Here is a 20,012-nt window from a genome sequence, read left to right on the forward strand (position 1 = left end):
GTTCCGTCTGGACTGACCGCGGCGCGGGGCGCATACCGGACAGGGGGCTGTTAGCGTGCGCGCATGCCTTCTGAGCGCGCGACCTCGGACGCACCGGAACCCGGGCCGGCGGAAGCGGCCACCAGCCCCGGGCCGTCGCCCTGGCAGGTGCTCGCGCCGCTGACGGACCTGGTGACGCCGATGGCGGTCCGGGTGGCCGCCACGCTGCGGCTGGCCGACCTGGTGGCCGACGGCGTCGAGGACGTCGGGCGGCTGGCCGAGCGGTCCGGCACCGATGCCTGGGCGCTGGGCCGGCTGTTGCGCCTCCTCGTCCGCCGCGGCCTGTTCGCCGAGCCGTCGCCCGGGCGGTTCACCCTCAACGAACCGGCGAGCCTGCTGCGCTCCGACGATCCGTCGGGCATGCGGCTGTGGTTCGACCTGGAGGGGTTCGGCGGCCGGATGGACCTGGCGTTCACGGAGCTGCTGCACACGGTCCGCACCGGGGAGCCGGCCTGGGAGACGGTCTTCGGCGCGCCGTTCTGGGACTACCTCGCCGCCCGCCCCGCGCTGGCGGCGTCCTTCGACGAGACGATGGCCAACTCGCTGCGCACCACGGCGGCGGCCACCGGCCACGACTGGTCCGGGGTGCGGCACGTCGTCGACGTCGGCGGCGGGACGGGCGCGCTGCTGGCCGAACTGCTACGGGCGCACCCGGCCTTGCGGGCCACGCTGGTCGACCTGCCGGAGACGGTCGCCCGGGGACGCCGCTTCCTGACGGACCTCGGACTGGCCGACCGCTGCGAGTTCGCCGGCCAGAGCTTCTTCGACGCACTGCCCGCGGGCGCCGACGCGTACGTCCTCAGCGGCGTGCTGCACGACTGGGCGGACGAGCCGGCCACCGCCGTCCTGCGCCGCTGCGCCGAGGCGGCGGGGCCGACGGGCCACGTCCTCATCCTGGAGTGGCAGGGCGAGGGCGACGACGAGCAGGGGACGCTCGCCGAGATGGACCTGCGGATGCTGGTGCTGTGCGGCGGGCGCGAGCGCGACGCCGACGAGTACGGCGCGCTCGCCGCGGCGGCCGGACTCACGGTGACGGGGGTCCGGACGACGTCCTCGGGACACCGGCTGATCGACTGCCGGGCGGCCTGACCGCCGGGGAGCGGGATCCCGCGTCTCCTTTTGCGACGCCGACTCCACCCTTTTACGACGCCGACTCCACCCGCACCCGCGCGGCATCCCGCGCCGACGCCACCGGACCGCCGGCGTCCTTGCGGAGCAGCCCCGCGCCCAGCAGCAGTCCGCTCGCCAGCACCGTCACCACCCCGAACGACGCCGCCAGGGAGCTGAGATCGGCGATACCGCCGATCAGCGACGGGGCGATCAGCCCCGAGGCGTACGTGATCGTAGCCACGCCCGCGATCGACTGGGCCGAGGACGGGCCGCCGCGGGCCGCGGCCGCCGCGTAGGCCAGGGGTACGACGACCGCCACGCCCAGCCCGATCAGGGCGAACCCCGCGATCGCCGCTGCCGGTCCGGGTGCCGTCACGACCAGGACGCCGCCCGCCGTGGCCATGGCCCCGCCGGTGCGTACGGTGCGCACCGCGCCGAAGCGGTTGACCACGCGGTCCCCCAGCAGCCGGGCCAGCGCCATCATCAGCATGAACGCCGTGGTCGTCGCCGCGGCGAGTCCCGGTGACGCGCCCAGCGCGTCCTTCAGGTACACGCCCGACCAGTCGAGGCTGGCCCCTTCGGCGAACACCGCGCAGAAGGCCACCATGCCGATCAGCACCGCGGACCGCGGCGGCCGGGCGTACCGCGGCGGGGCCTCCGCGTCCGGGTCGGGCCGTACGTCCAGCACGGACCGTACGATCACCAGCCCGGCCACCGTGAGCACGAGCGCCGCCAGCGCGTGGTGCAGCCGGGTGTCCACGCCGAGGTGCGCGGCCAGGGTGCCGCCCGCCGAGCCGATCAGGGCGCCGGCGCTCCACATGCCGTGCAGGCTCGACATGATCGAGCGGTCGAGCCGCTTCTCGGTGTCCGCGCCCACCGCGTTGATCTGCACCCCGGAAGAGCCTGCCGCCGCGCCGAAGAGGAACAGCGCGGCGCACAGCACGCCGAGGTTCGGCGCCAGGCTGGGCAGGGCCAGCGCCAGCGTCCACAGCACGAGCAGCCCGCGCAGCGCCCGGCGGGCGCCGAGGCGGTGGCTGATCGCGGCGGCCATGGGACCGGCGAGCGAGCCCCCGATCGCGGGCAGCGCCAGCGCGAGGCCGAGCTGGCCGGCGGACAGCCCGGCGTGGTCCTGGATCCACGGGATGCGGGTGGCGAAGCTGCCGGGCACGGCGCCGTGCACGCAGAACACCGCGGCGATCGCGATCCTCCCCCGCTTCACCTGCCGCCGGTCGTCGACGGCCTGTTCGCGCGGTTCTCCGCATGGCAATGGCATGACGCCGTCCTCCCCTGGGTCCTGCACCTCTCACGACGTAAACTATCAGGGACCCTTCCAGAAAGAAAAGAAAAAGCAGGAACCCTTCCAGAAAATTCTCCGACCGTCTGACAGGATCGCTCCATGCCACCCGCCACCCCCAGCACCGCGCGCGCCATCAACGACCGCCTCGCCCTGCGCCTCCTGCAGGAGCGCGGCCCGCTGTCGGTGACCGAGCTGAAGGAGCTGACCGGCCTCGCCCGCCCCACCGTCGCCGATCTGGTGCAACGGCTGCAGGACGGCGGGCTCATCGAGATCGCGGGCGCCTCGGAGGTCAAACGGCGCGGTCCGAACGCCAAGTTGTACGGCCTGGTCGCCGACCGCGCCTATCTCGCGGCCCTCGACGTGCGGGAGCAGAGCGTGCACGTCGTCGTCGCGGACCTGGTCGGCGCGGAGCGGGCGCGCGCCGAACTCCCCGTCGCCCGCTCGGTACCGGCCGGCGAGGCCGTGCAGCAGGCGGTCGCGCTGGTCGAGCGCGCGGCGCGGGAGGCCGGGGCGGAGCAGCTGCACAGCATCGCGGTCGGCGCGCCCGGCCTGATCGACCCCGCCACGGGCGACCTGCGCAACATCAGCGGACTCGACTGGCACCGCGAACTCCTCGCCGCGCTGGAGCGGCGGCTGGGCGCCGCGGTCACGGTGGAGAACGAGACGAACCTCGCGGCGGTCGCCGAGCACCGGCTGGGTGCCGCCCGGGGCCGCGACTCGTTCGTGTTCTTCTGGCTGGGCGAGGGCACGGGCGGCGCGGTCTTCCTCGGCGGGCGGCTGCTGCGGGGCTTCTCCGGCGGCGCGGGCGAGATCGCCTTCCTGCCGGTGCCCGGCTCCTCCGGCCTGCCGTCCGCCCGGGACTGCGCGGGCGGCTTCCACGAGCTGGTGGGCGCGGCGGGCCTGCGCGAACTCGCCGCGGCGCACGGCCTGGACGCCACCCGCCCGGTGGAGGACGTGCTGCGCGAAGCGGACCCGGACGGCCAGTTCCTCGCCGAGTACGCCGAGCGCATCGCGATCGGCGCCGCGGCGGCCACGGCCATCCTCGACCCGGGCTGCGTCGTCCTGGGCGGCGAACTGGGCCGCGCGGGCGGCCCGCCCCTGGCCGCGCGGGTCGCGGACCGGCTGGCGACGCTCTCCCCGCTGCGTACGGAGGTCCGCGCCGCGGACTTCGGCGGTACGGGCGTCCTGCGCGGCGCTCTCCTCGCGGCCCGGGAGGCCGCCCAGGAAGCCCTGTTCCCGCCGGTGGGGTGACCCCCGGTAGAGTCGGCCGCGCGGGCCGTGACTGGCGCTGAGGTGGACGACCACCGGGGAGCGGTCCGACAGAGCAGTGCCGCGCGCCTGGGCCGAACGGTGAACGAGCGCCCGGGAGGCACCCCATGACCGCAACGACGACAGCCCGCCTGATGGACGGCACCGGCCCGGCCCGCCGGCTCCTCGACGAGACCGCCGCCCGGGCGGCCGCACTCACCCGCCGTACGGGCGTGGCGCCCTGTCTGGCGACCGTGCTGGTGGGCTCCGACCCCGCCTCCGTCACTTACGTCCGGATGAAGCAGCGCCGCTGCGCGCAGGCCGGCATCGAGTCCCGGCACGTGGGGCTGCCCGCGCAGACGACCACCGCGGAGCTGGTCGCCGTACTCCGGGAGCTCTCGCAGGACCCCGGCGTGCACGGCATCCTGCTGCAGCACCCGGCGGGCCCGCACATCGACGAGCGCGCGGCGTTCGAGGCCATCGCCCCGCACAAGGACGTCGACGGTGTCACGACCCACTCCTTCGGCGCGATGGCCTTCGGCGGGCCCGGGTTCGCCTCGTGCACGCCGGGCGGGATCATGCGGCTGCTGGACGCGTACGACGTGGAACTCGCCGGGAAGCACGCGGTGGTCGTCGGGCGCAGCGCGATCCTCGGCAAGCCGGTGGGCATGCTGCTGCTGGCCCGCGACGCCACCGTGACGTACTGCCACTCCCGCACCGCCGGCCTGTCCGCGCACCTGCGCTCCGCGGACGTCGTCGTGGCGGCGGTGGGGCGGCCCCGGCTCATCCACGGCGACGACATCGCGCCGGGTGCCGTGGTCGTCGACGCCGGGTACAACGCGGGCAACGTCGGGGACGTCGACTTCGACAGCGCCGTCCGCCGCGCCCGGCTGATCACCCCCGTGCCGGGCGGCGTGGGGCCGATGACCATCGCGGTGCTGCTCGCGCAGACCGTACAGGCGGCGGAGGGCCAACTGGCCGGCTGAGCGCCCGCACACACACGAAGGGCCCGCCGCGTGAACGCGGCGGGCCCTCCCCGTATCAGACCGTCAGTCCTGCCCCAGCCACAGGTCCGGGCCGAACACCTCGTAGTGGATGTCCGCCGCGCCGACACCCGCCGCCAGCAGCTGCGCGCGTACGGCCCGCATGAACGGCAGCGGACCGCACAGGTACGCCGTGGTGCCCGGCGGGATGTGCAGGCCCGAGACGTCCACCAGGCCGGTGCGCCCGGCGGGCCACGGGGTGACGGGGTGCTCGTACCAGACGTGCGCCTCACCGGACTTGAGCTTGCCGGTGAGCTGCAGGAGGTCGGTGCGGAACGCGTGCGAGAACTCGTCGCGGTCGCCGTGCACCGCGATCACCCGGCGTGCGGAGTCCGTGGCGGCCAGGTGCGCGAGCATCCCGAGCATCGGCGTACCACCGATCCCCGCGGAGGCCAGCAGCACCGGGCCGTCGCCCCCGTCCAGCGCGACATCGCCGAACGGCGGGCCGACCAGCAGCGTCCCGCCGACGCCGACGTGGTCGTGGAGGTGGTTGGAGACCTCGCCCGCCGGGTCGCCGGCCGCGCGCTTCACGGAGAACTGCAGCGCGCCGTCGGGGTGGCCGGACAGACTGTACTGCCGGATCTGCTGGGCGCCGTCGGGCATCCGCGCCTGCACCGAGACGTACTGCCCGGGCCGCGCGGCGGGCACGGGTCCGCCGTCCGCGGGGCGGACGAGGAACGTCGTGACGTCGGCCGTCTCGGGGAAGCGCGCCAGCACCCGGTACCGGCGCCAGTGCTGCCCGGGCTCCACGCCGGCCTCGGCGTACAGCCGCGCCTCGACGGCGATCAGGGCGTTGGCCATCAGCCAGTACACCTCGTCCCAGGCCGCCGCGACTTCGGGGGTCACGGCGTCGCCGAGCACGTCCACGATGGCGGCGAACAGGTGCTCGTGCACGATCGGGTACTGGTCGGCGGCGATCCCCACCGAGGCGTGCTTGTGCGCGATCCGCGCGAGCATCGCGTCGGGCCGCTCGTCGGGGCGCTCGAGCAGGGCCGTGGCGAAGGCGGCTATGGAGCCGGCGAGCGCCTGCTGCTGGGAGCCGTCGGCCTGGTTGCCGCGGTTGAACAGGTCGCGCAGCAGGTCGGGCCGGGCCGTGAACATCCGCTCGTAGAAGCGCGGGGTGATCTCCCCGATGGCGGCGCCGACGACGGGGAGGGTGGCCCGCACGGTGGCGGCGGATGCGGTGGACAGCATCAGGACTCCTTGGTTGGTGTCTGCGGCAGCCCCAGCAGCAGCGCCGCAGTCGGTGGACCGACGAGGTCGTCGATCGTGAGCGGGTCGAGGGCCGCGTAGAACGCCTCCTGCGCCTGGCGCAGCGCGCCGCGCAGCCGGCAGGCGCCGCGCAGCGGGCACGGGGGGTCGTCCTCGCAGCCGACGACGTCGCCGGCTCCCTCGAGTTCGCGGAGCAGCCGCCCGAGCGACTCCGTCCGGCCGGACGCGGTGAGCGCCAGCCCGCCGCCCCGGCCCCGGCGGGCCTCGACGACCCCGAGGTGCTGCAGCCGGCTGACCACCTTCGCGGCGTGGGTGTACGGAACGGCGACCGCCTCCGCCACCTCGCGGGTGGTCGGCGTGGCGGTGTCGCCGAGTACCGCGAGGCGCATGGCGATGCGCAGTGCGATGTCCGTGCCCTTGGTCAGCCTCACGAGCGGCAGGCTATCTAATGCGCATCTGAAATACCAATTCAGAACCCCCGGCCCCCGGGGGGCCGTTCCGGGTCGGCGGCCCGGGGGGCCGGATGAGACATGCGCCACATCCGGGGAGGCGATGTCACATTCCCGGGCACCGGTTCCGTCTTGTCTCCGAGACCAGGACAGGAGGACCGTCATGCCCGACCACCCGGTGCGGGATCCGGCAGCCGCCACCGAGGTGTTCATGGAGCACCGTGAGCTGTTGTTCTCGATCGTCTACAACATGCTCGGCAGCGTCGCCGACACCGAGGACGTGCTGCAGGACTCCTGGCTGTCCTGGGCCGGGCGCGGCGAGTCGGCTGACATCGCGAACCCCCGGGCGTACCTGGTGCGCATCGCGGTCAACCACGCCCTCACCCGCCAGGCGGCCGCCCGCCGCCGCCGGGAGGCGTACGTCGGGCCGTGGCTGCCGGAGCCGCTGGCCACCGACGAGGCGCCGGACGCGGCCGAGCCGGCGCTGCGGGCCGAGTCGGTGTCGCTGGCGCTGCTGGTCGTGCTGGAGACGCTGTCGCCGCTGGAGCGGGCGGTGTTCGTCCTGCACGAGGTCTTCGGCTATCCGCACGGCGAGATCGCGGCGGTCATCGAGCGCTCCCCCGCCGCGGTACGGCAGCTGGCCCGCCGCGCCCGGGAGCACGTCCAGGCGCGGCGGCCGCGGTTCGAGGCGCATCCGCGCGTCCAGGAGGAGGCCACCCGGCGCTTCGTCGAGGCGGCGCTGGGCCGTGACGTCGAGGCGCTGATGGAGGTCCTCGCACCCGACGTGACGGTGTGGACGGACAGCGGCGGCAAGGTGCGCGGCTCGGCGCTGCGTCCGGTGCACGGACGCGACAAGGCGGTCCGCCTGCTGACCGGTTACGCCCGGCGCGGCACCGCCGAGAACTACGCGAGCCGCCACCAGACCCTCAACGGCGACGCCTCGCTGGTCTTCTTCAGCGAGGGCGCGCCGTACGCGGTGATGATGATGGACCTCACCCCCGACGGCCGTCACGTCACCGACATCTTCATCGTGACCAATCCCGACAAGCTGGGCGGAGTCCCCGGCGAGACGGCCGAGGAGGAGCAGGAGCAATGAGCACCGAGGTACGCCGCGGCAAGGCGCCCGCCGGTGAGCGGGCGGCGGACTGGGCGGACGGCAGGCTGGGGATCTACGGGCTGGGCCGCGCGTATCTGCGCAAGGCCTTCCCCGACCACTGGTCGTTCCTGCTGGGCGAGATCTGCCTGTGGAGCTTCACGGTCATCATCCTGACCGGCGTCTATCTGACCCTCTTCTTCCACCCGTCGATGAACGAGGTGGTGTACGACGGCAGTTACGCCCCGCTGAACGGCGTCCGGATGTCCGAGGCGTACGCCTCCACCCTGGACATCAGCTTCGAGGTGCGCGGCGGGCTGCTGGTCCGGCAGATCCACCACTGGGCGGCGCTGATCTTCCTGGCCGGGATGCTGCTGCACATGATGCGGCACTTCTTCACCGGCTCGTTCCGCAAGCCCCGCGAGATCAACTGGCTGATCGGCTTCACGCTGCTGGTGCTCGGCATGTTCGAGGGCCTCTTCGGCTACTCACTGCCCGACGACCTGCTCTCCGGTACGGGCATGCGGTTCATGGAGGGCGCGATCCTCGCGACGCCGCTGGTCGGCTCGTACGTCTCGATGTTCTTCTTCGGCGGGGAGTTCCCTGGCGACGACGTCGTACCGCGCCTGTACTCCCTGCACGTGCTGCTGATCCCGGGGCTCATGCTCGGACTGGTGGTGGCGCACCTGATCTACGTCTTCTACCACAAGCACACCCAGTGGGCGGGGCCGGGAAAGAACGAACGGGTCGTGCGCGGCGCGCCGTTCTTCCCCCACTACACCGCCAAGGCGGGCGGCTTCTTCTTCCTGGTCTTCGGCGTCATCACGGCGATCTCCGCGGTCGCGACGATCAACCCGGTCTGGCTGTACGGGCCCTACCGCCCGGACCAGGTGTCGACCGGGGCGCAGCCGGACTGGTACATGGGCTTCGTCGAGGGCATGATCCGGGCGATGCCGGGATGGGAGATCAACGTCGGCGGGTACACCCTCGCGCTCGGGGTGCTCATACCGCTGGCGCTGTTCCCGGTGATCCTGCTGGCCATCGCGTTCTATCCGTTCATCGAGTCGTGGGCCACCGGCGACAAGCGCGAACACCATCTGCTGGACCGGCCGCGCAACCGGCCGGTGCGCACCGCGCTGGGCGCCGCGTGGATCGCCCTGTACCTGATCCTCCTGGCAGGCGGCGGCAACGACCTGGTCGCCACCCGGCTGCACCTGTCCATCAACACGATCACCTGGTCGATCCGCATCGGCGTCTTCGTGGTCCCGGTGCTGGTCTACCTCGCGACCAAGCGGATCTGCCTCGGTCTGCAGCGGCGCGACCGTGAACGGGTGCTGCACGGCCGCGAGTCGGGCATGATCAGGCGGCTGCCGCACGGCGAGTTCACCGAGGTCCACGAGCCGCTGTCGCCCAGCGAGCGGTACACCCTGACCGCCCACGAGCAGCCGGTGCCGCTCGACGGTGAGCCGCGGACCGACGCCAACGGCGTCCCGCGCCCGCTGACGCGGTCGATGCGCCTGCGGGCCCGGGTGTCGCGGATGCTGTACGGCGAGGGCGCCCAGGTGCGCAAGCCGACGGCCGAGGAGTACCGGGAGCTGCACGACGGCCGTCCGCACGCCGAGGTCGGCTCAAGCGTCGGCTCGGACGTCAGCTCGAGCGGCGCAGAGGCTCACCCACCTCGTGCATATGCGCAAGGGCCTGACGGTACGAGTCGATGATGCCCGTCTCCGTGTAGGGCAGTCCCAGCGTCCGGCAGTGGGCGCGGACCAGGGGCTGGGCGCGGCGCAGCTGGGGGCGCGGCATGCTGGGGAAGAGGTGGTGCTCGATCTGGTAGTTGAGCCCGCCGAGCAGCCAGTCGGTGACCGCGCCCCCGCGGACGTTGCGCGAGGTGAGCACCTGGCGGCGGAGATGGCCCCAGTCCCGGCCGTCCCCGTCGTACGGCATGTCCATCCCCTTGTGGTTCGGGGCGAAGGACATGCCGAGGTGCAGCCCGAACAGCGCGTGGTGGACCAGGGCGAACACCAGCGCCTGTACGGGGGACATGGCGATCAGCAGCAGCGCCGCGTAGCCGGCGAGGTGGGCGGCGAGCAGCCGCCGCTCCACGCGGCGCTCCGCGGGCGGCAGCTCCTTCAGGTACTGCCAGCCGTAGATCTTCAGGGCGATGCCCTCCAGGAGCAGCATCGGGAAGAACAGGCGGGCCTGGTTGCGGGTGAGCCAGCGGGCGAAGCCCTCCCGGCCGGCGGCCTGCTGCTGGGTCCACACCAGGGCGCCGACGCCGACGTCGGGGTCCTTGTCGACGTGGTTGGGGTTGGCGTGGTGGCGGTTGTGCTTGTCGTTCCACCAGCCGCTGCTCATGCCGACGAGCAGATTGCCGTGGAAGAGGCCGACAGCGCGGTGCAGCCGCCGCTCGCTGCCGATCTGCGAGTGTCCGGCGTCGTGGCCGATGAAGGCGGTGCGGGCGCTGAACACGGCGGCCGGCACGGCCAGGAGCAGGACCCACCAGGAGCCGCCGAGGGCGAGGACGCCGGCCGCGATCGCGGCGAGGGCCGCGAGGTTCACGGCGATCTCCCGCGCGTACCAGCCTGGTCGGCGGTCGAGCAGGCCCTCCTCCTTCACCCGCCGGAGCAGGGGTGCGAACTCCGATCCCCTGCTCCGCTGGACAGTGGCCTGCAGCATGGCGCCTCCGGTCGTCTCGTCGTGACCTTCGACGCTACGGATCACCGCGGGCGGGCGCGCTGGCGCTGGCACCCGAAGCGGCGGTGGGCCCGGTGCCACCCCTAAGGGTGGGGATAACCCCCGGTCACTCCCAGCCGGACTCGGTGCCGCCGTCACCGCCGGCGCCCGGGAGCAGGGTGCCGTCGTCACCGGTACCGGTGTCCTGCTCCGTGCCGCCGGTGCTCTGGCCCTGGTCCTGGTCCGGCTGTGCGGACGGGGAGGCGGCGGGGGCCGTGGGGTCCGCCGGGTCCTGCGGGGTCCCCGTCTCCGGCTCCGCGGACGGCTCCTGGGTCGGGTCCGTGACGCCCATGTTCGGGGGCACCTCGACCGGCTCCTGCATCGGCCGCAGTTCGAAGTCCGCCCACGGCTCGCCGTCCAGCACCTGGGCGGTGTACGCGCCCCAGATCGCCGCCGGATAGCCGCCGCCGTTGATCCGGCTCTCGCCCAGCACGCCGTGCAGCGACTTCTGGGCGCCGGTCTGCGGGTCCTGGCCGAACACCGCGACCACCGTGGACAGCTCGGGGGTGTAGCCCGCGAACCAGGCCGACTTGTTGTCCTCGCCGGTGCCCGTCTTGCCCGCGGCGGGGCGGCCGGCGTCCTGGGCGGCGGTGCCGGAGCCGTTCTCGACGACGCTCCGCAGCACCTCGGTGGTGGTGTCGGCGGCGGTCCGCGAGATCGCCCGGGACGTCTCGTGCGCCGGGAGGGCGATCTTCTCGCCGCCCTTGCCGACCGACTCGACCATGGTGCTGTCGCGGTGCTCGCCGTGCGCGGCGAGGGTGGCGTACGCCTCCGTCATGTCCAGCACGCTGGCTGTGGCCGTGCCCAGCGCGATGGAGGGCGTCGCGGAGAGGTCGGGGGTGTTCGCGGGCAGGCCCAGGTCGATGGCCGTCTGCTTCACCTTCGCCGGGCCGACGTCCTGCGCCATCTGCGCGTAGACGGAGTTGACCGACTTGTCGGTGGCAGTGGTGACGTCGATGTCCCCGTACGACGCCTGGTCCTCGTTCTCCGGGCTGTAGCCCGTGCCCCGGCCGCCGTCCACGACCTCGCGCCCGTTCTCGCCGCTGTAGAGCGTGTCGGGGCCGATCAGCGTGCCGTCCTGGGTGGTGGACCCGTTCTCCACGGCGGAGGCGAACACGAACGGCTTGAACGTGGACGCCACCTGGTAGTCGCGCCGGGTGGCGTTGTTGACGTAGGCCCGGGTGTAGTCGCTGCCGCCGTACATGGCGACGACCTTGCCGGTCTTGACGTCGATGGAGGCGGCGCCGGCCCGTGCCCGGGCGTCGGCGGAGCCGTCGCTGCCGTCGAGCTGGTCGACCAGCTGCTCGTTCACCTGGCGGGTGAGGGCCTTCTGGGCCTTCGGCTCGATGGTGGTCGTGATGCGGTAGCCGCCGGCGGCCAGCTCCTGCTCGCTCACCACGCCCTCGCTGATCAGCTCCTGGTTGACCGCCTCGACGAGATATCCGCGCTGGCCGCTCAGCCCCGCCGGGGCGGTGGACTGCTCCTTCGGCTCGGGGAACGTCAGCTTCTCCCGGGCGGAGGCGTCCAGCCAGCCCTCCTTGACCATGCCGTCCAGGACGTAGTTCCAGCGCGCCAGGGCGCGCTTCTTGTTCTCCGGGTGGGCGGACGTGTCGTACAGGCTCGGGGCGTTGAGGAGCGTGGCGAGGTAGGCGCCCTCGGCGGTGGTCAGCCGGTCGACGTCCTTGCCGTAGTACGCCTGCGCGGCGGCCTGGATGCCGTAGGCGCCCCGGCCGTAGTAGCTGGTGTTGAGGTAGCCCTCGAGGATGTCGTCCTTGCTCACCTCGCTGCCGAGCTTCACCGAGATCAGGATCTCCTTGATCTTGCGGCTGACGGTCTGCGCCTGGTCCAGGTAGTAGTTCTTGACGTACTGCTGGGTGATCGTGGAGCCGGACTGGGTGCCCTTGCCGGTGGCGGTCTTGAAGGCGGCCCGGGCCATGCCCTTCACGTCGATGGCGGGCTGCTTGTAGAACCCGCGGTCCTCGGCGGCGAGCACCGCCTCGCGGACGTTCTCCGGGACGGTGTCGAGGGGGACGTTCTCCCGGTTCACGTCGCCGGTGCGGGCCAGGACGGAGCCGTCGGCGTAGAGGTAGACGTTGCTCTGGGCGGTGGCGGCGGCGTTGGCCGCGGGGATCTGGACGCGGGAGTACGCGAGCGCGACGCCGCCGATGCCGAGCGCGGCCAGCAGCACGGCGGTCAGCAGCGTCGTACGCCAGCCGGGCAGCAGCCGGCGGACCCGGCCGCGCCGCCTCGGCGGCTGTGTCGCCGCGGGGGTGGCCTCCTGCTCCGTCTGCTGCTGCTCGTCGCTCATCATTCAAGGGTCGCTGCTGGGAGGACGTGACGCCCAAGACTGGCATGTCGGATTTGTCACATGGCGGCAGGTTGCAGCCGGTTTCGCGACCGTTGGTGATCATAACGTCACGCGGAGTGGATACCGGCCGGTGGGGCGGTCCGAACCGCCCCGCGGCCGCCCGGATAGGGTCGCCGAATGGATCATCAGCGAGTTCTGGGCGCGTTCGATGCGGAAGGCCTGCGGCTGGCCGAGGAGATGGCGGCCGTGGGCGGCGACGGCTGGGCGCGGCCCACCCGTTGCGAGCCCTGGACGGTGGCGGAGCTGCTGGCGCATGTGCGGATGACGGCCGGCCGCCTCCCCGGCATGCTGGCCGAGCGTCCCGCCCCGGCGCACGCGGAGGTCACGGCGCGGGGGTACTACCGGCCCGACGAGCGGTTCTCGGCCGGGACGAACGCGGTACGGGTGGAGTCCGCGCAGGAGCTGGCGGCGCGGGACACGGGGCACGCCGAGGCGTTCACCGCGACCTGGCGGGAGGCCGCCGGCCTGTGCGCCGCCGAGCCGGAGTCACGGGTGGTCCGCACCCGGCACGGGGACCCGATGCTGCTCACGGACTTCCTGGTCACCCGGGTCGTGGAGCTGGCCGTGCACGGCCTCGACCTGGCGGACGCGCTCGGCCGCCGGCCGTGGACCACGGAGCCGGCGGCGGACGTGGTCGAGGAGCTGCTGCTCGGCGCCCCCGCCCCGCAGGGCCTGCCGGCGCTCGGCTGGGACCGGTCCGTCTTCCTGTGCAAGGCCACGGGCCGGGCGGCCGTCACCGGGGAGGAGAAGGAACGGCTGGCGGAGCTGGAGGTGCACTGGCTCACGCTGGGGTGAGCTGGGCGCGGGGTCGTACCGGGGCGGTACGACCCCACCGTCACCAGGGGCTCGGGGCGTAGTCCTTCAGGAAGCAGCCGTGCAGGTCCTCGCCCTGCTCGCCGCGCACGATCGGGTCGTACACGCGGGCCGCGCCGTCGACCAGGTCGAGCGGGGCGTGGAAGCCCTCGTCGGCCAGGCGCATCTTGTCCGGGTGCGGGCGCTCGTCCGTGATCCAGCCGGTGTCGACGGCCGTCATCAGGATGCCGTCCGTCTCCAGCATCTCCTTGGAGCTGGTGCGGGTCAGCATGTTGAGCGCGGCCTTCGCCATATTGGTGTGGGGGTGGCCCGCGCCCTTGTAGCCGCGGCTGAACTGGCCCTCCATGGCGGAGACGTTGACCACGTACTTACGCCGGGCCGACGCCGCCGCCAGCGCCGGGCGCAACTTGCTCACCAGCAGGAACGGCGCGGTGACGTTGCAGAGCTGGACCTCCAGCATCTCCAGCGGGTGCACCTCGCTCACCGTCTGGATCCAGCTGTTCGACGCGTCCAGGTCGGGGATCAGCCCGCCCGCGTCGATCGCCGTGCCGGCCTCGATGCGCGCCAGGGAGGCGTTGCCCTTGGTCAGCGCGAGCGCCGTCACCGCGTCGGCGTCCAGGCCGCCCGCGCCCTGCCCGGAGGGCAGCGCCTTGGGCGCACCGCTGCCGAAGGCGCCCAGCACGGTCATCGCCGGCAGCTCGCCGGCGGGCAGCGGCGCGTCCTCGGCCGCGACCAGCGAGGCGTACGCCTGCGGGCTGCGGCGCACGGTCTGCGCGGCGTTGTTGATGAGGATGTCGAGCGGGCCCTCGGCCGCCACCTCGTCGGCCAGCGCGACGACCTGGGCCGGGTCGCGCAGGTCGATGCCGACGACCTTCAGCCGGTGCAGCCACTCCGCGCTGTCGGGCATGGCCTTGAACCGGCGTACGGCGTCGGACGGGAAGCGCGTCGTGATCGTGGTGTGCGCGCCGTCGCGCAGCAGTCGCAGCGCGATGTACATGCCGATCTTCGCGCGGCCGCCGGTGAGCAGCGCACGCCTGCCGGTGAGGTCCGCGCGGGCGTCGCGGCGGGCGCGGTTCTCCAGGGCGCAGGCCGGGCAGAGCTGGTGGTAGAAGGCATCGACCTCGACGTACCGGGTCTTGCATATGTAGCAGGACCGGGGCCGCTGCAGGATGCCGACGATCTCCGTGCTCGCGGTGGCCTCGAGGAGCCGGCCGGCCGTCTCGTCGTCGATCCGGTCGGCGGCGCCCGTGGCGGTGGCCTCGGTGACGGCCTTGTCGTGCGCGGTCTTGGCGGCGCGGCGCTCGGAGCGGCGGCGCTGCTTGACCGTGCGGAAGACGTGCGCGACGGACTGGCGGACGCTGATCGCGTCCGGGTGGTCCAGGGGGAGGCCGTCGAGCTCGTCGAGGACGCTCATGAAGAGCTTCAGGCGCTCGGGGTCGATCCCGGGGTGCTCGTGCTCGTCACCCGGGTACTGCTCACTCGCTGTCATTGCCCTGTCGCCTTCTGGTCCTTGCGCTGCGCATACGCCGGATCGACTGTACGGACTGGGGGCCCCTGGCACCAAACCCGTGATCACCGGATCGACCCGCGGGGGCTTCCGCGGCGGTGCCGCCGGTGGCAGGATCCCGGCGAGCCCATGGCCGGACGACCGGAGGAGCGCCGCCGTGACCGCAGACCCGCGCCTGGAGAAGATCACCCCGGCGAACGTCGACGCTGCGTGCGGGCTGCGGCTACGTCCGGGCCAGGAGCGCTTCGTGGCCTCGGTCTCCTTCTCCCTGGCGGAGGCGTACGCGTACGGGGAGACGGCCTGGCCGCGGGTCGTGGCCGACGGCGACGAGGTCGTCGGGTTCGTGATGGCGGGGTTCGACCCCGCGCACGTGGTCCCGCAGTACCGCACCTATCTGTGGCGGCTGGCGATCGCCGCGGACCACCAGGGGCGGGGGTACGGGACCTTCGCCGTCGCGGCGGTCGTCGACGAGGCGCGGCGGCGGGGCGAGCGGGAGCTGTGGACCTCGTGGGTGGAGGGCGAGGGCTGCCCGAAGCCCTTCTACACGCGCCTGGGCTTCCGCGCGACGGGCGAGGTGGTGGAGGGCGAGCCGGTGGCGGTGCTGGCGCTGTAGGGCTGTTCGCCGGCCGGTCGCGGCCGACGGCCTACGGGTGGTCGTGCCAGGCGTAGCAGGAGATACGCCAGCCGTCGGGCGTACGGACGAACTGGATGGCCTGGACGCCCGCGCCCTCGAAGGGCTCCCCGTCCAGGACGCCGGACTTGGCGTACTCCCCGGTGCGGGACGCGACCCCGTCCGCGATGTCGGTGTGCGCGGCGGTCTCCCATTCGGCGAACTCCGTGAGCCGGCCGCCGTCCGCGAGCATGCCCTCGCGGGGAGCGATGAAGTCCTCGACGCCGTAGACCGTGAGCTCGGCTCCGGTGTGGATGATCAGGCCTCCCGGCACGAACAGGCGGCGCAGGCGGGCCAGGTCGGCCTGCTTGCCTCCGCGGTTGTCGAAGGCACCGTAGAACTCCGACGTCAGGACGTCGACCTCGCGCTGGGACATGCCCCGAAGCTAGCACCCTGGGGGTACCCGGGCCCGGGCGGGTCGCCTCGCGCTGCGGAGGCCACTGGCTTCACCGACCGTCGAATCGCTCCAGCACCGCACGCACATGCCTGCTCATGGCGGCACTGCCCTGGTGTCCGGCGTCGTCGACGACCACCAGTTCCGCGCCCGGCCAGGCCCGCGCGAACTCCCACGCGGCACCGAGCGGGCAGCTCAGATCGTGCCGGCCATGGATGATCACACCGGGGATCCCGGCCAGGCGCCCGGCACCTCGCAGCAGCGCGCCGTGCTCGAACCATCCGTCATGGGCGGCGTAATGGGCGCAGATCCGCGCGAACGCCTGCACGGCGTCCGAGGCGTGGTCGCTGTAGGGAGCCGGTCTGCCATGGGGCTCCAGGGACAGGACCGCGTCCTCCCAGGCTGCCCAGTTGAGGGCCGCCCGCGCCCTCACCGACGCGTCAGGGTCTTCCAGGAGCTTCACGTAGCCGGCGACCAGGTCGCCGTCGCGCCCGTCTTCGGGCACGCCGTTCCTGAACCGCTCCCACGCCTCGGGAAAGAGCCGTGCGACCCCTCCCCGGTACAGCCAGTCCACTTCCGAACGGCCCATCATCCAGAACGCGGGAAGCACCAGCTCCGACACTCGGTCCGGATGCCGTTCGGCGTAGGCGACCGCCAGTGCCGAGCCCCACGACCCGCCGAACAGCAACCACTGTTCGACTCCCAGGTGCGCACGCAACCGCTCCATGTCGCCAAGGAGCAGCTCAGCCGTGTTGAGACGCATGTTCGTCGCGGGATCGCCCGCATGCGGCGTGCTGCGTCCGCAGCCCCGCTGGTCGAACAGGATGATCCGGTAGCGCTCCGGGTCGAATGCCTTCGGGGTGCCGGACGGACTCCCGCTCCCGGGTCCGCCGTGGACGATGAGCGCGGGCTTGCCGTCCGGGTTGCCGCGCACCTCCCAGTACACGAGATTGCCGTCCCCGGCGTCCAACATGCCGCGGTCATGGGCCTCGTGCGAGGTGAAGGCGACAGGCATGTGAGAACTCCGACTTCGGTGATCCGGTTGTTCTGGACGGTACACGCCACCCGGTCGGGGCCCCGGCCTCACCCCCGACGACCGCCGACCGACGCCGTCGGCGCGGCCGCTACCCCCGCGGCGGAGGCGCGGCGCGGGGCCGGGCGACGCGACGCGACGAGCACCGCCACACCCGCCGCGCACGCCAGGACCGCGCACAGGGGCCACAGCAGCGATGGCGCCGTGTCGTAGACCGTCGCCCCCAGTGGCGGTGCCAGGACCACCCCGCTCACCGAGACTCCCGCGTACAGGCTCTGGAAACGGCCCTGGGTGTGGGCGGGTGACTGGTCCGCGACGTACGCCATCGCCGGGGTCTTGTAGAGGATCTCCCCCGCGCTGAGCAGCAGCATCATCCCCACCGCCAGCGGGATCGCCGCGCCGCCGACGAGGAGCGCGTAGCCGAGGCCGACCAGCGCCAGCCCGAGGCCGATGACCCGCAGGGGGGCGTGGCGGCGCAGGGCGAAGGAGGCCGGGAGTTCGAGGCAGAGGATCACGCCGCCGTTGATCGCGAGCAGCCAGCCGTACACCGAGGGGTCGACGCCGTGGTCGGTGAGGAAGACGGGGAGCGTGGAGTACTGCTGGCGGTAGACCGTGTCCGTGACCAGCACGGCCGCGAGCATCACGAGCACCGCGGGACGCGCCCGCAGCGCGCTCCACAGTCCGGGCCCTCCGGTGGCCGCCGGAGCGGCGGCGGCACCACGCGCGGGGAGCACCTTCGCGGCGTAACAGGCGAAGAGCAGCGTCCCGATGCCGTTGACCACGAAGAGCCAGCCGTACGAGTAGTGCGCCGCGAGCAGCGCGCCCGTCGGCGGGCCGACCGTGAAGCCCGCGTTCGCCGCGAAGCGCATCACCGCGAACGCCTGCCGGCGGCCGCCCTCCTGCACGGTCACCGCGACGAGCGAGGCGTTGCCGGCGCGGACGACGCCCTGCGCGTACTGGGCGACCGGCAGCACGGCGTACAGCAGCGCGACGGGCGTCGCGGGCAGTGCGATCAGCCCGGCACCGGCGACGACCGCGCCGGTGAGCATGACGCGGCGGTGCCCGAAGCGGTCGCCGAACCAGCCGCCGGTGAAGTTCCCGGCGACCTGGCCGACGCCGGCGATGCCGCTGATCAGGCCGGCCCGGGTGACGGAGAGGCCGCGTTCGGCGGTGAGGTGGACGAAGAGGTAGACGAAGGTGAACGCCACCACGTTGTTGAAGAAGTTCCCCCCGGCCAGCAGCCACACGGTCCGCGGCACGTCGCGCAGCGCGCGCATCCCCCACCCCTCCCATGGCGTGAGCCACCACGCTCGCCGCCAGTCAGTTCCATTTCGGAACTGACTCTGGCATCCTGTGCTCCGGAACGTCAACCACCGCCCAGGAGAAGCCAGAGGAGCCGCCATGCCGGGCCGGACCAGCCTGGAGGACGCCGACTGCGCCATCGCCCAGGCGCTGGACGTGGTCGGGGACTGGTGGACGCTGCTGATCGTGCGCGACGCCGCACGGGGGCTGAGCCGGTTCGACGAGCTGCAGCGGGAGTTGGGGCTGTCCCGGCGGGTGCTGACGGAGCGGCTGCGGATGCTGGTCGACGCGGGGGTGCTGAGCCGCGAGCCGTACCAGGAGCGCCCGCCGCGGTTCGCGTACCGCCTGACGCCGCGCGGCCGGGGGCTGCTCCCGGTGCTGGTGGCGCTGCAGGACTGGGGCGACGCGTGGGTGCTCGGCGACGGCTCGCCGACGGCGACGGCCGGCGAGGCGTCCCGCGAGGCCGCCCGGGTGCACGGCCTGAAGGGCACGCGCGTCCCGCACCTGAGCCTGCCCGGCTCGGACGGCGAGGAGCACGACCCGGCGGCCGGGGCGACCGTCCTGTACTTCTTCCCGGGCGCCTACGCCCGCCCCGAGTCGTATCCGCCCGGCTGGTCGGGCATCCCGGGCGCACCGGGCTGCACGCTGGAGTCGTGCACGTTCCGCGACCGCGGGGCGGACTTCGCGGCGGCGGGTGTGACGGTACGGGGCGTCTCGACGCAACGCCCGGACGAGCAGCGTGCGTTCGCCCAGGCACAGAACCTGGACTTCCCCCTGTTGTCCGACGCCGCCCTGGACCTCACGGCGGCCCTGCGCCTCCCGACGTTCCGCGCGGCGGGGACGACGCGCCTGAAGCGCCTGACGCTGGTGGTGGACGGGGACCGGACGGTGCGCGAGGTCCTGTACCCGGTGACGGACATCGCGGGAAGCGTGGACGCGGCGCTGGCGGCGGCCCGGAGCTGACGCATGGCGTCGGGCTGGGCCGGGTCACCGCTTACGGGCCAGCAGCTGCACCCCCCGCGACCGGTGCCCGTTCATCGTCGCGACCTCGACGCGGTCTTCGCCCTCCAGGTCGAAGTCCGCCAGGAGAGCGCGCAGGGCGGCGAGTTCGTGATGGCGGCAGCGGGCGCCGTCCTCCGTGGTGAACACGCCGTGGACGGCGCCCGGGTCCGCGGCGTACCGGGCGCGGTTGCGGGCGTCGTCCTGGAGGAGGAGGTCGCTGACGTACAGGAGGCCGCCGGGAGCCAGGACGCGGTGCAGTTCCGCGATGAGCGCCCGCTGGTCGGCGTCGTCCGGGACGCACGTCAGCACCGCGAACAGCAGCACGGCGTCGAAGGCCGACGCCTCGCCGGGCATCGACGGCGGGGATTCCAGGACCGCGAGGCCGAGGCCCGGGTGGAGGGCGCGCCCGCGCTCGATCAGCGGGCGGGACACGTCCACGCCCGACACGTCCGTGAAGCCCAGGTCGCCCAACTCCGCCGTCAGGCGGCCGTATCCGCAGCCGTAGTCCAGGATCCGGGCGTCCGGATCCAGCTCCGCCAGCCAGGCGGGGTTCAGGGGGTGGGTGAACGTCTTCGTCGCGCCGACGCCGTCCCAGTAGCCGGTCTGCCGGCCAGAATCAGTCATACGAGCGCAGCCTAGGGCACGGCCCACGCGGTACCCGACGCACCGCGGCACAACAGCGGGCGCCCCCACGCAGCA

General features: G+C 73.2%; 18 protein-coding genes and 1 riboswitch. Of the genes, 8 read left to right on the forward strand and 10 right to left on the reverse strand.

Annotated features, from left to right (window positions below):
* The first annotated feature begins 63 nt into the window (after window positions 1-63).
* Window positions 64-1,128, forward strand: coding sequence for a methyltransferase (locus AB0M28_RS09645; RefSeq protein WP_365400473.1), 1,065 nt, complete (start codon window positions 64-66; stop codon window positions 1,126-1,128).
* A gap of 52 nt (window positions 1,129-1,180) precedes the next feature.
* Here the strand turns inward: AB0M28_RS09645 and AB0M28_RS09650 are convergent, their stop codons facing one another.
* On the reverse strand, window positions 1,181-2,422 hold the full coding sequence (locus tag AB0M28_RS09650) for an MFS transporter (RefSeq protein ID WP_365400476.1): 1,242 nt from the start codon (window positions 2,420-2,422) through the stop codon (window positions 1,181-1,183).
* A gap of 123 nt (window positions 2,423-2,545) precedes the next feature.
* On the opposite strand from AB0M28_RS09650, the gene AB0M28_RS09655 reads away from it, so the two are divergent.
* On the forward strand, window positions 2,546-3,697 hold the full coding sequence (locus AB0M28_RS09655; protein ID WP_365400479.1) for an ROK family transcriptional regulator: 1,152 nt from the start codon (window positions 2,546-2,548) through the stop codon (window positions 3,695-3,697).
* A 17-nt stretch (window positions 3,698-3,714) separates the two neighbouring features.
* Window positions 3,715-3,797, forward strand: a riboswitch (ZMP/ZTP riboswitch).
* 25 nt (window positions 3,798-3,822) lie between these two features.
* Window positions 3,823-4,680: a bifunctional 5,10-methylenetetrahydrofolate dehydrogenase/5,10-methenyltetrahydrofolate cyclohydrolase gene (locus AB0M28_RS09660; protein WP_365400482.1), complete on the forward strand. Its 858-nt coding sequence runs from the start codon at window positions 3,823-3,825 to the stop codon at window positions 4,678-4,680.
* A 63-nt stretch (window positions 4,681-4,743) separates the two neighbouring features.
* Here AB0M28_RS09660 and AB0M28_RS09665 read toward each other — a convergent pair whose 3' ends face one another.
* Together AB0M28_RS09665 and AB0M28_RS09670 are read right to left on the reverse strand one after the other, a co-directional pair.
* Entirely contained in the window at window positions 4,744-5,931 is a 1,188-nt protein-coding gene (locus tag AB0M28_RS09665; RefSeq protein ID WP_365400484.1) for a globin domain-containing protein, read from the reverse strand.
* Complete coding sequence (locus AB0M28_RS09670; protein ID WP_365400487.1) at window positions 5,931-6,380, reverse strand: Rrf2 family transcriptional regulator; 450 nt, start codon at window positions 6,378-6,380, stop codon at window positions 5,931-5,933. The genes AB0M28_RS09665 and AB0M28_RS09670 overlap by 1 nt, the downstream gene beginning before the upstream one ends.
* 181 nt (window positions 6,381-6,561) lie before the next feature.
* Here AB0M28_RS09670 and sigJ point away from each other — a divergent pair, with 181 nt between their 5' ends.
* Window positions 6,562-7,494, forward strand: a complete 933-nt coding sequence (gene sigJ / locus AB0M28_RS09675) for an RNA polymerase sigma factor SigJ (protein ID WP_365400489.1) — start codon at window positions 6,562-6,564, stop codon at window positions 7,492-7,494.
* Window positions 7,491-9,209: a cytochrome bc complex cytochrome b subunit gene (locus tag AB0M28_RS09680; RefSeq protein WP_365400492.1), complete on the forward strand. Its 1,719-nt coding sequence runs from the start codon at window positions 7,491-7,493 to the stop codon at window positions 9,207-9,209. The genes sigJ and AB0M28_RS09680 overlap by 4 nt, the downstream gene beginning before the upstream one ends.
* Here AB0M28_RS09680 and AB0M28_RS09685 read toward each other — a convergent pair.
* The gene (locus AB0M28_RS09685; RefSeq protein ID WP_365400495.1) at window positions 9,139-10,167 is read right to left on the reverse strand and encodes an acyl-CoA desaturase; all 1,029 of its coding nucleotides are present in this window, start codon (window positions 10,165-10,167) and stop codon (window positions 9,139-9,141) included. The two genes, AB0M28_RS09680 and AB0M28_RS09685, sit on opposite strands and share 71 nt — an antisense overlap.
* A gap of 124 nt (window positions 10,168-10,291) precedes the next feature.
* Window positions 10,292-12,532, reverse strand: coding sequence for a transglycosylase domain-containing protein (locus tag AB0M28_RS09690; protein WP_365400498.1), 2,241 nt, complete (start codon window positions 12,530-12,532; stop codon window positions 10,292-10,294).
* A gap of 177 nt (window positions 12,533-12,709) precedes the next feature.
* Between AB0M28_RS09690 and AB0M28_RS09695 the strand changes: the two genes are divergently transcribed.
* Entirely contained in the window at window positions 12,710-13,387 is a 678-nt protein-coding gene (locus AB0M28_RS09695; RefSeq protein ID WP_365400501.1) for a maleylpyruvate isomerase family mycothiol-dependent enzyme, read from the forward strand.
* 40 nt (window positions 13,388-13,427) lie between these two features.
* Here AB0M28_RS09695 and AB0M28_RS09700 read toward each other — a convergent pair whose 3' ends face one another.
* On the reverse strand, window positions 13,428-14,894 hold the full coding sequence (locus tag AB0M28_RS09700) for an SDR family NAD(P)-dependent oxidoreductase (RefSeq protein WP_365400504.1): 1,467 nt from the start codon (window positions 14,892-14,894) through the stop codon (window positions 13,428-13,430).
* Between the two features lie 175 nt (window positions 14,895-15,069).
* Between AB0M28_RS09700 and AB0M28_RS09705 the strand changes: the two genes are divergently transcribed.
* Window positions 15,070-15,525 carry a GNAT family N-acetyltransferase gene (locus tag AB0M28_RS09705; protein ID WP_365400507.1) on the forward strand — a complete coding sequence of 152 codons (456 nt, stop codon included), beginning with the start codon at window positions 15,070-15,072 and terminating at the stop codon, window positions 15,523-15,525.
* Between the two features lie 31 nt (window positions 15,526-15,556).
* Here the strand turns inward: AB0M28_RS09705 and AB0M28_RS09710 are convergent, their stop codons facing one another.
* The 3 genes from AB0M28_RS09710 to AB0M28_RS09720 all read right to left on the reverse strand — a co-directional run bounded on the left by AB0M28_RS09710 (window position 15,557) and on the right by AB0M28_RS09720 (window position 18,286).
* On the reverse strand, window positions 15,557-15,958 hold the full coding sequence (locus AB0M28_RS09710) for a DUF4440 domain-containing protein (protein ID WP_365400510.1): 402 nt from the start codon (window positions 15,956-15,958) through the stop codon (window positions 15,557-15,559).
* Window positions 15,959-16,028: 70 nt separating this feature from the next.
* Window positions 16,029-16,991: a prolyl aminopeptidase gene (gene pip / locus AB0M28_RS09715; protein WP_365400512.1), complete on the reverse strand. Its 963-nt coding sequence runs from the start codon at window positions 16,989-16,991 to the stop codon at window positions 16,029-16,031.
* 68 nt (window positions 16,992-17,059) lie between these two features.
* Window positions 17,060-18,286, reverse strand: a complete 1,227-nt coding sequence (locus tag AB0M28_RS09720; RefSeq protein ID WP_365400515.1) for an MFS transporter — start codon at window positions 18,284-18,286, stop codon at window positions 17,060-17,062.
* Window positions 18,287-18,410: 124 nt separating this feature from the next.
* Here AB0M28_RS09720 and AB0M28_RS09725 point away from each other — a divergent pair, with 124 nt between their 5' ends.
* Window positions 18,411-19,274, forward strand: coding sequence for a winged helix-turn-helix transcriptional regulator (locus tag AB0M28_RS09725; RefSeq protein WP_365400518.1), 864 nt, complete (start codon window positions 18,411-18,413; stop codon window positions 19,272-19,274).
* A gap of 24 nt (window positions 19,275-19,298) precedes the next feature.
* Here AB0M28_RS09725 and AB0M28_RS09730 read toward each other — a convergent pair whose 3' ends face one another.
* Entirely contained in the window at window positions 19,299-19,937 is a 639-nt protein-coding gene (locus tag AB0M28_RS09730; RefSeq protein WP_365400521.1) for a class I SAM-dependent methyltransferase, read from the reverse strand.
* Window positions 19,938-20,012: the final 75 nt, after the last annotated feature.

The organism is Streptomyces sp. NPDC051940, assembly GCF_040680895.1.
In the GTDB taxonomy this organism is placed as follows: Bacteria; Actinomycetota; Actinomycetes; order Streptomycetales; family Streptomycetaceae; genus Streptomyces.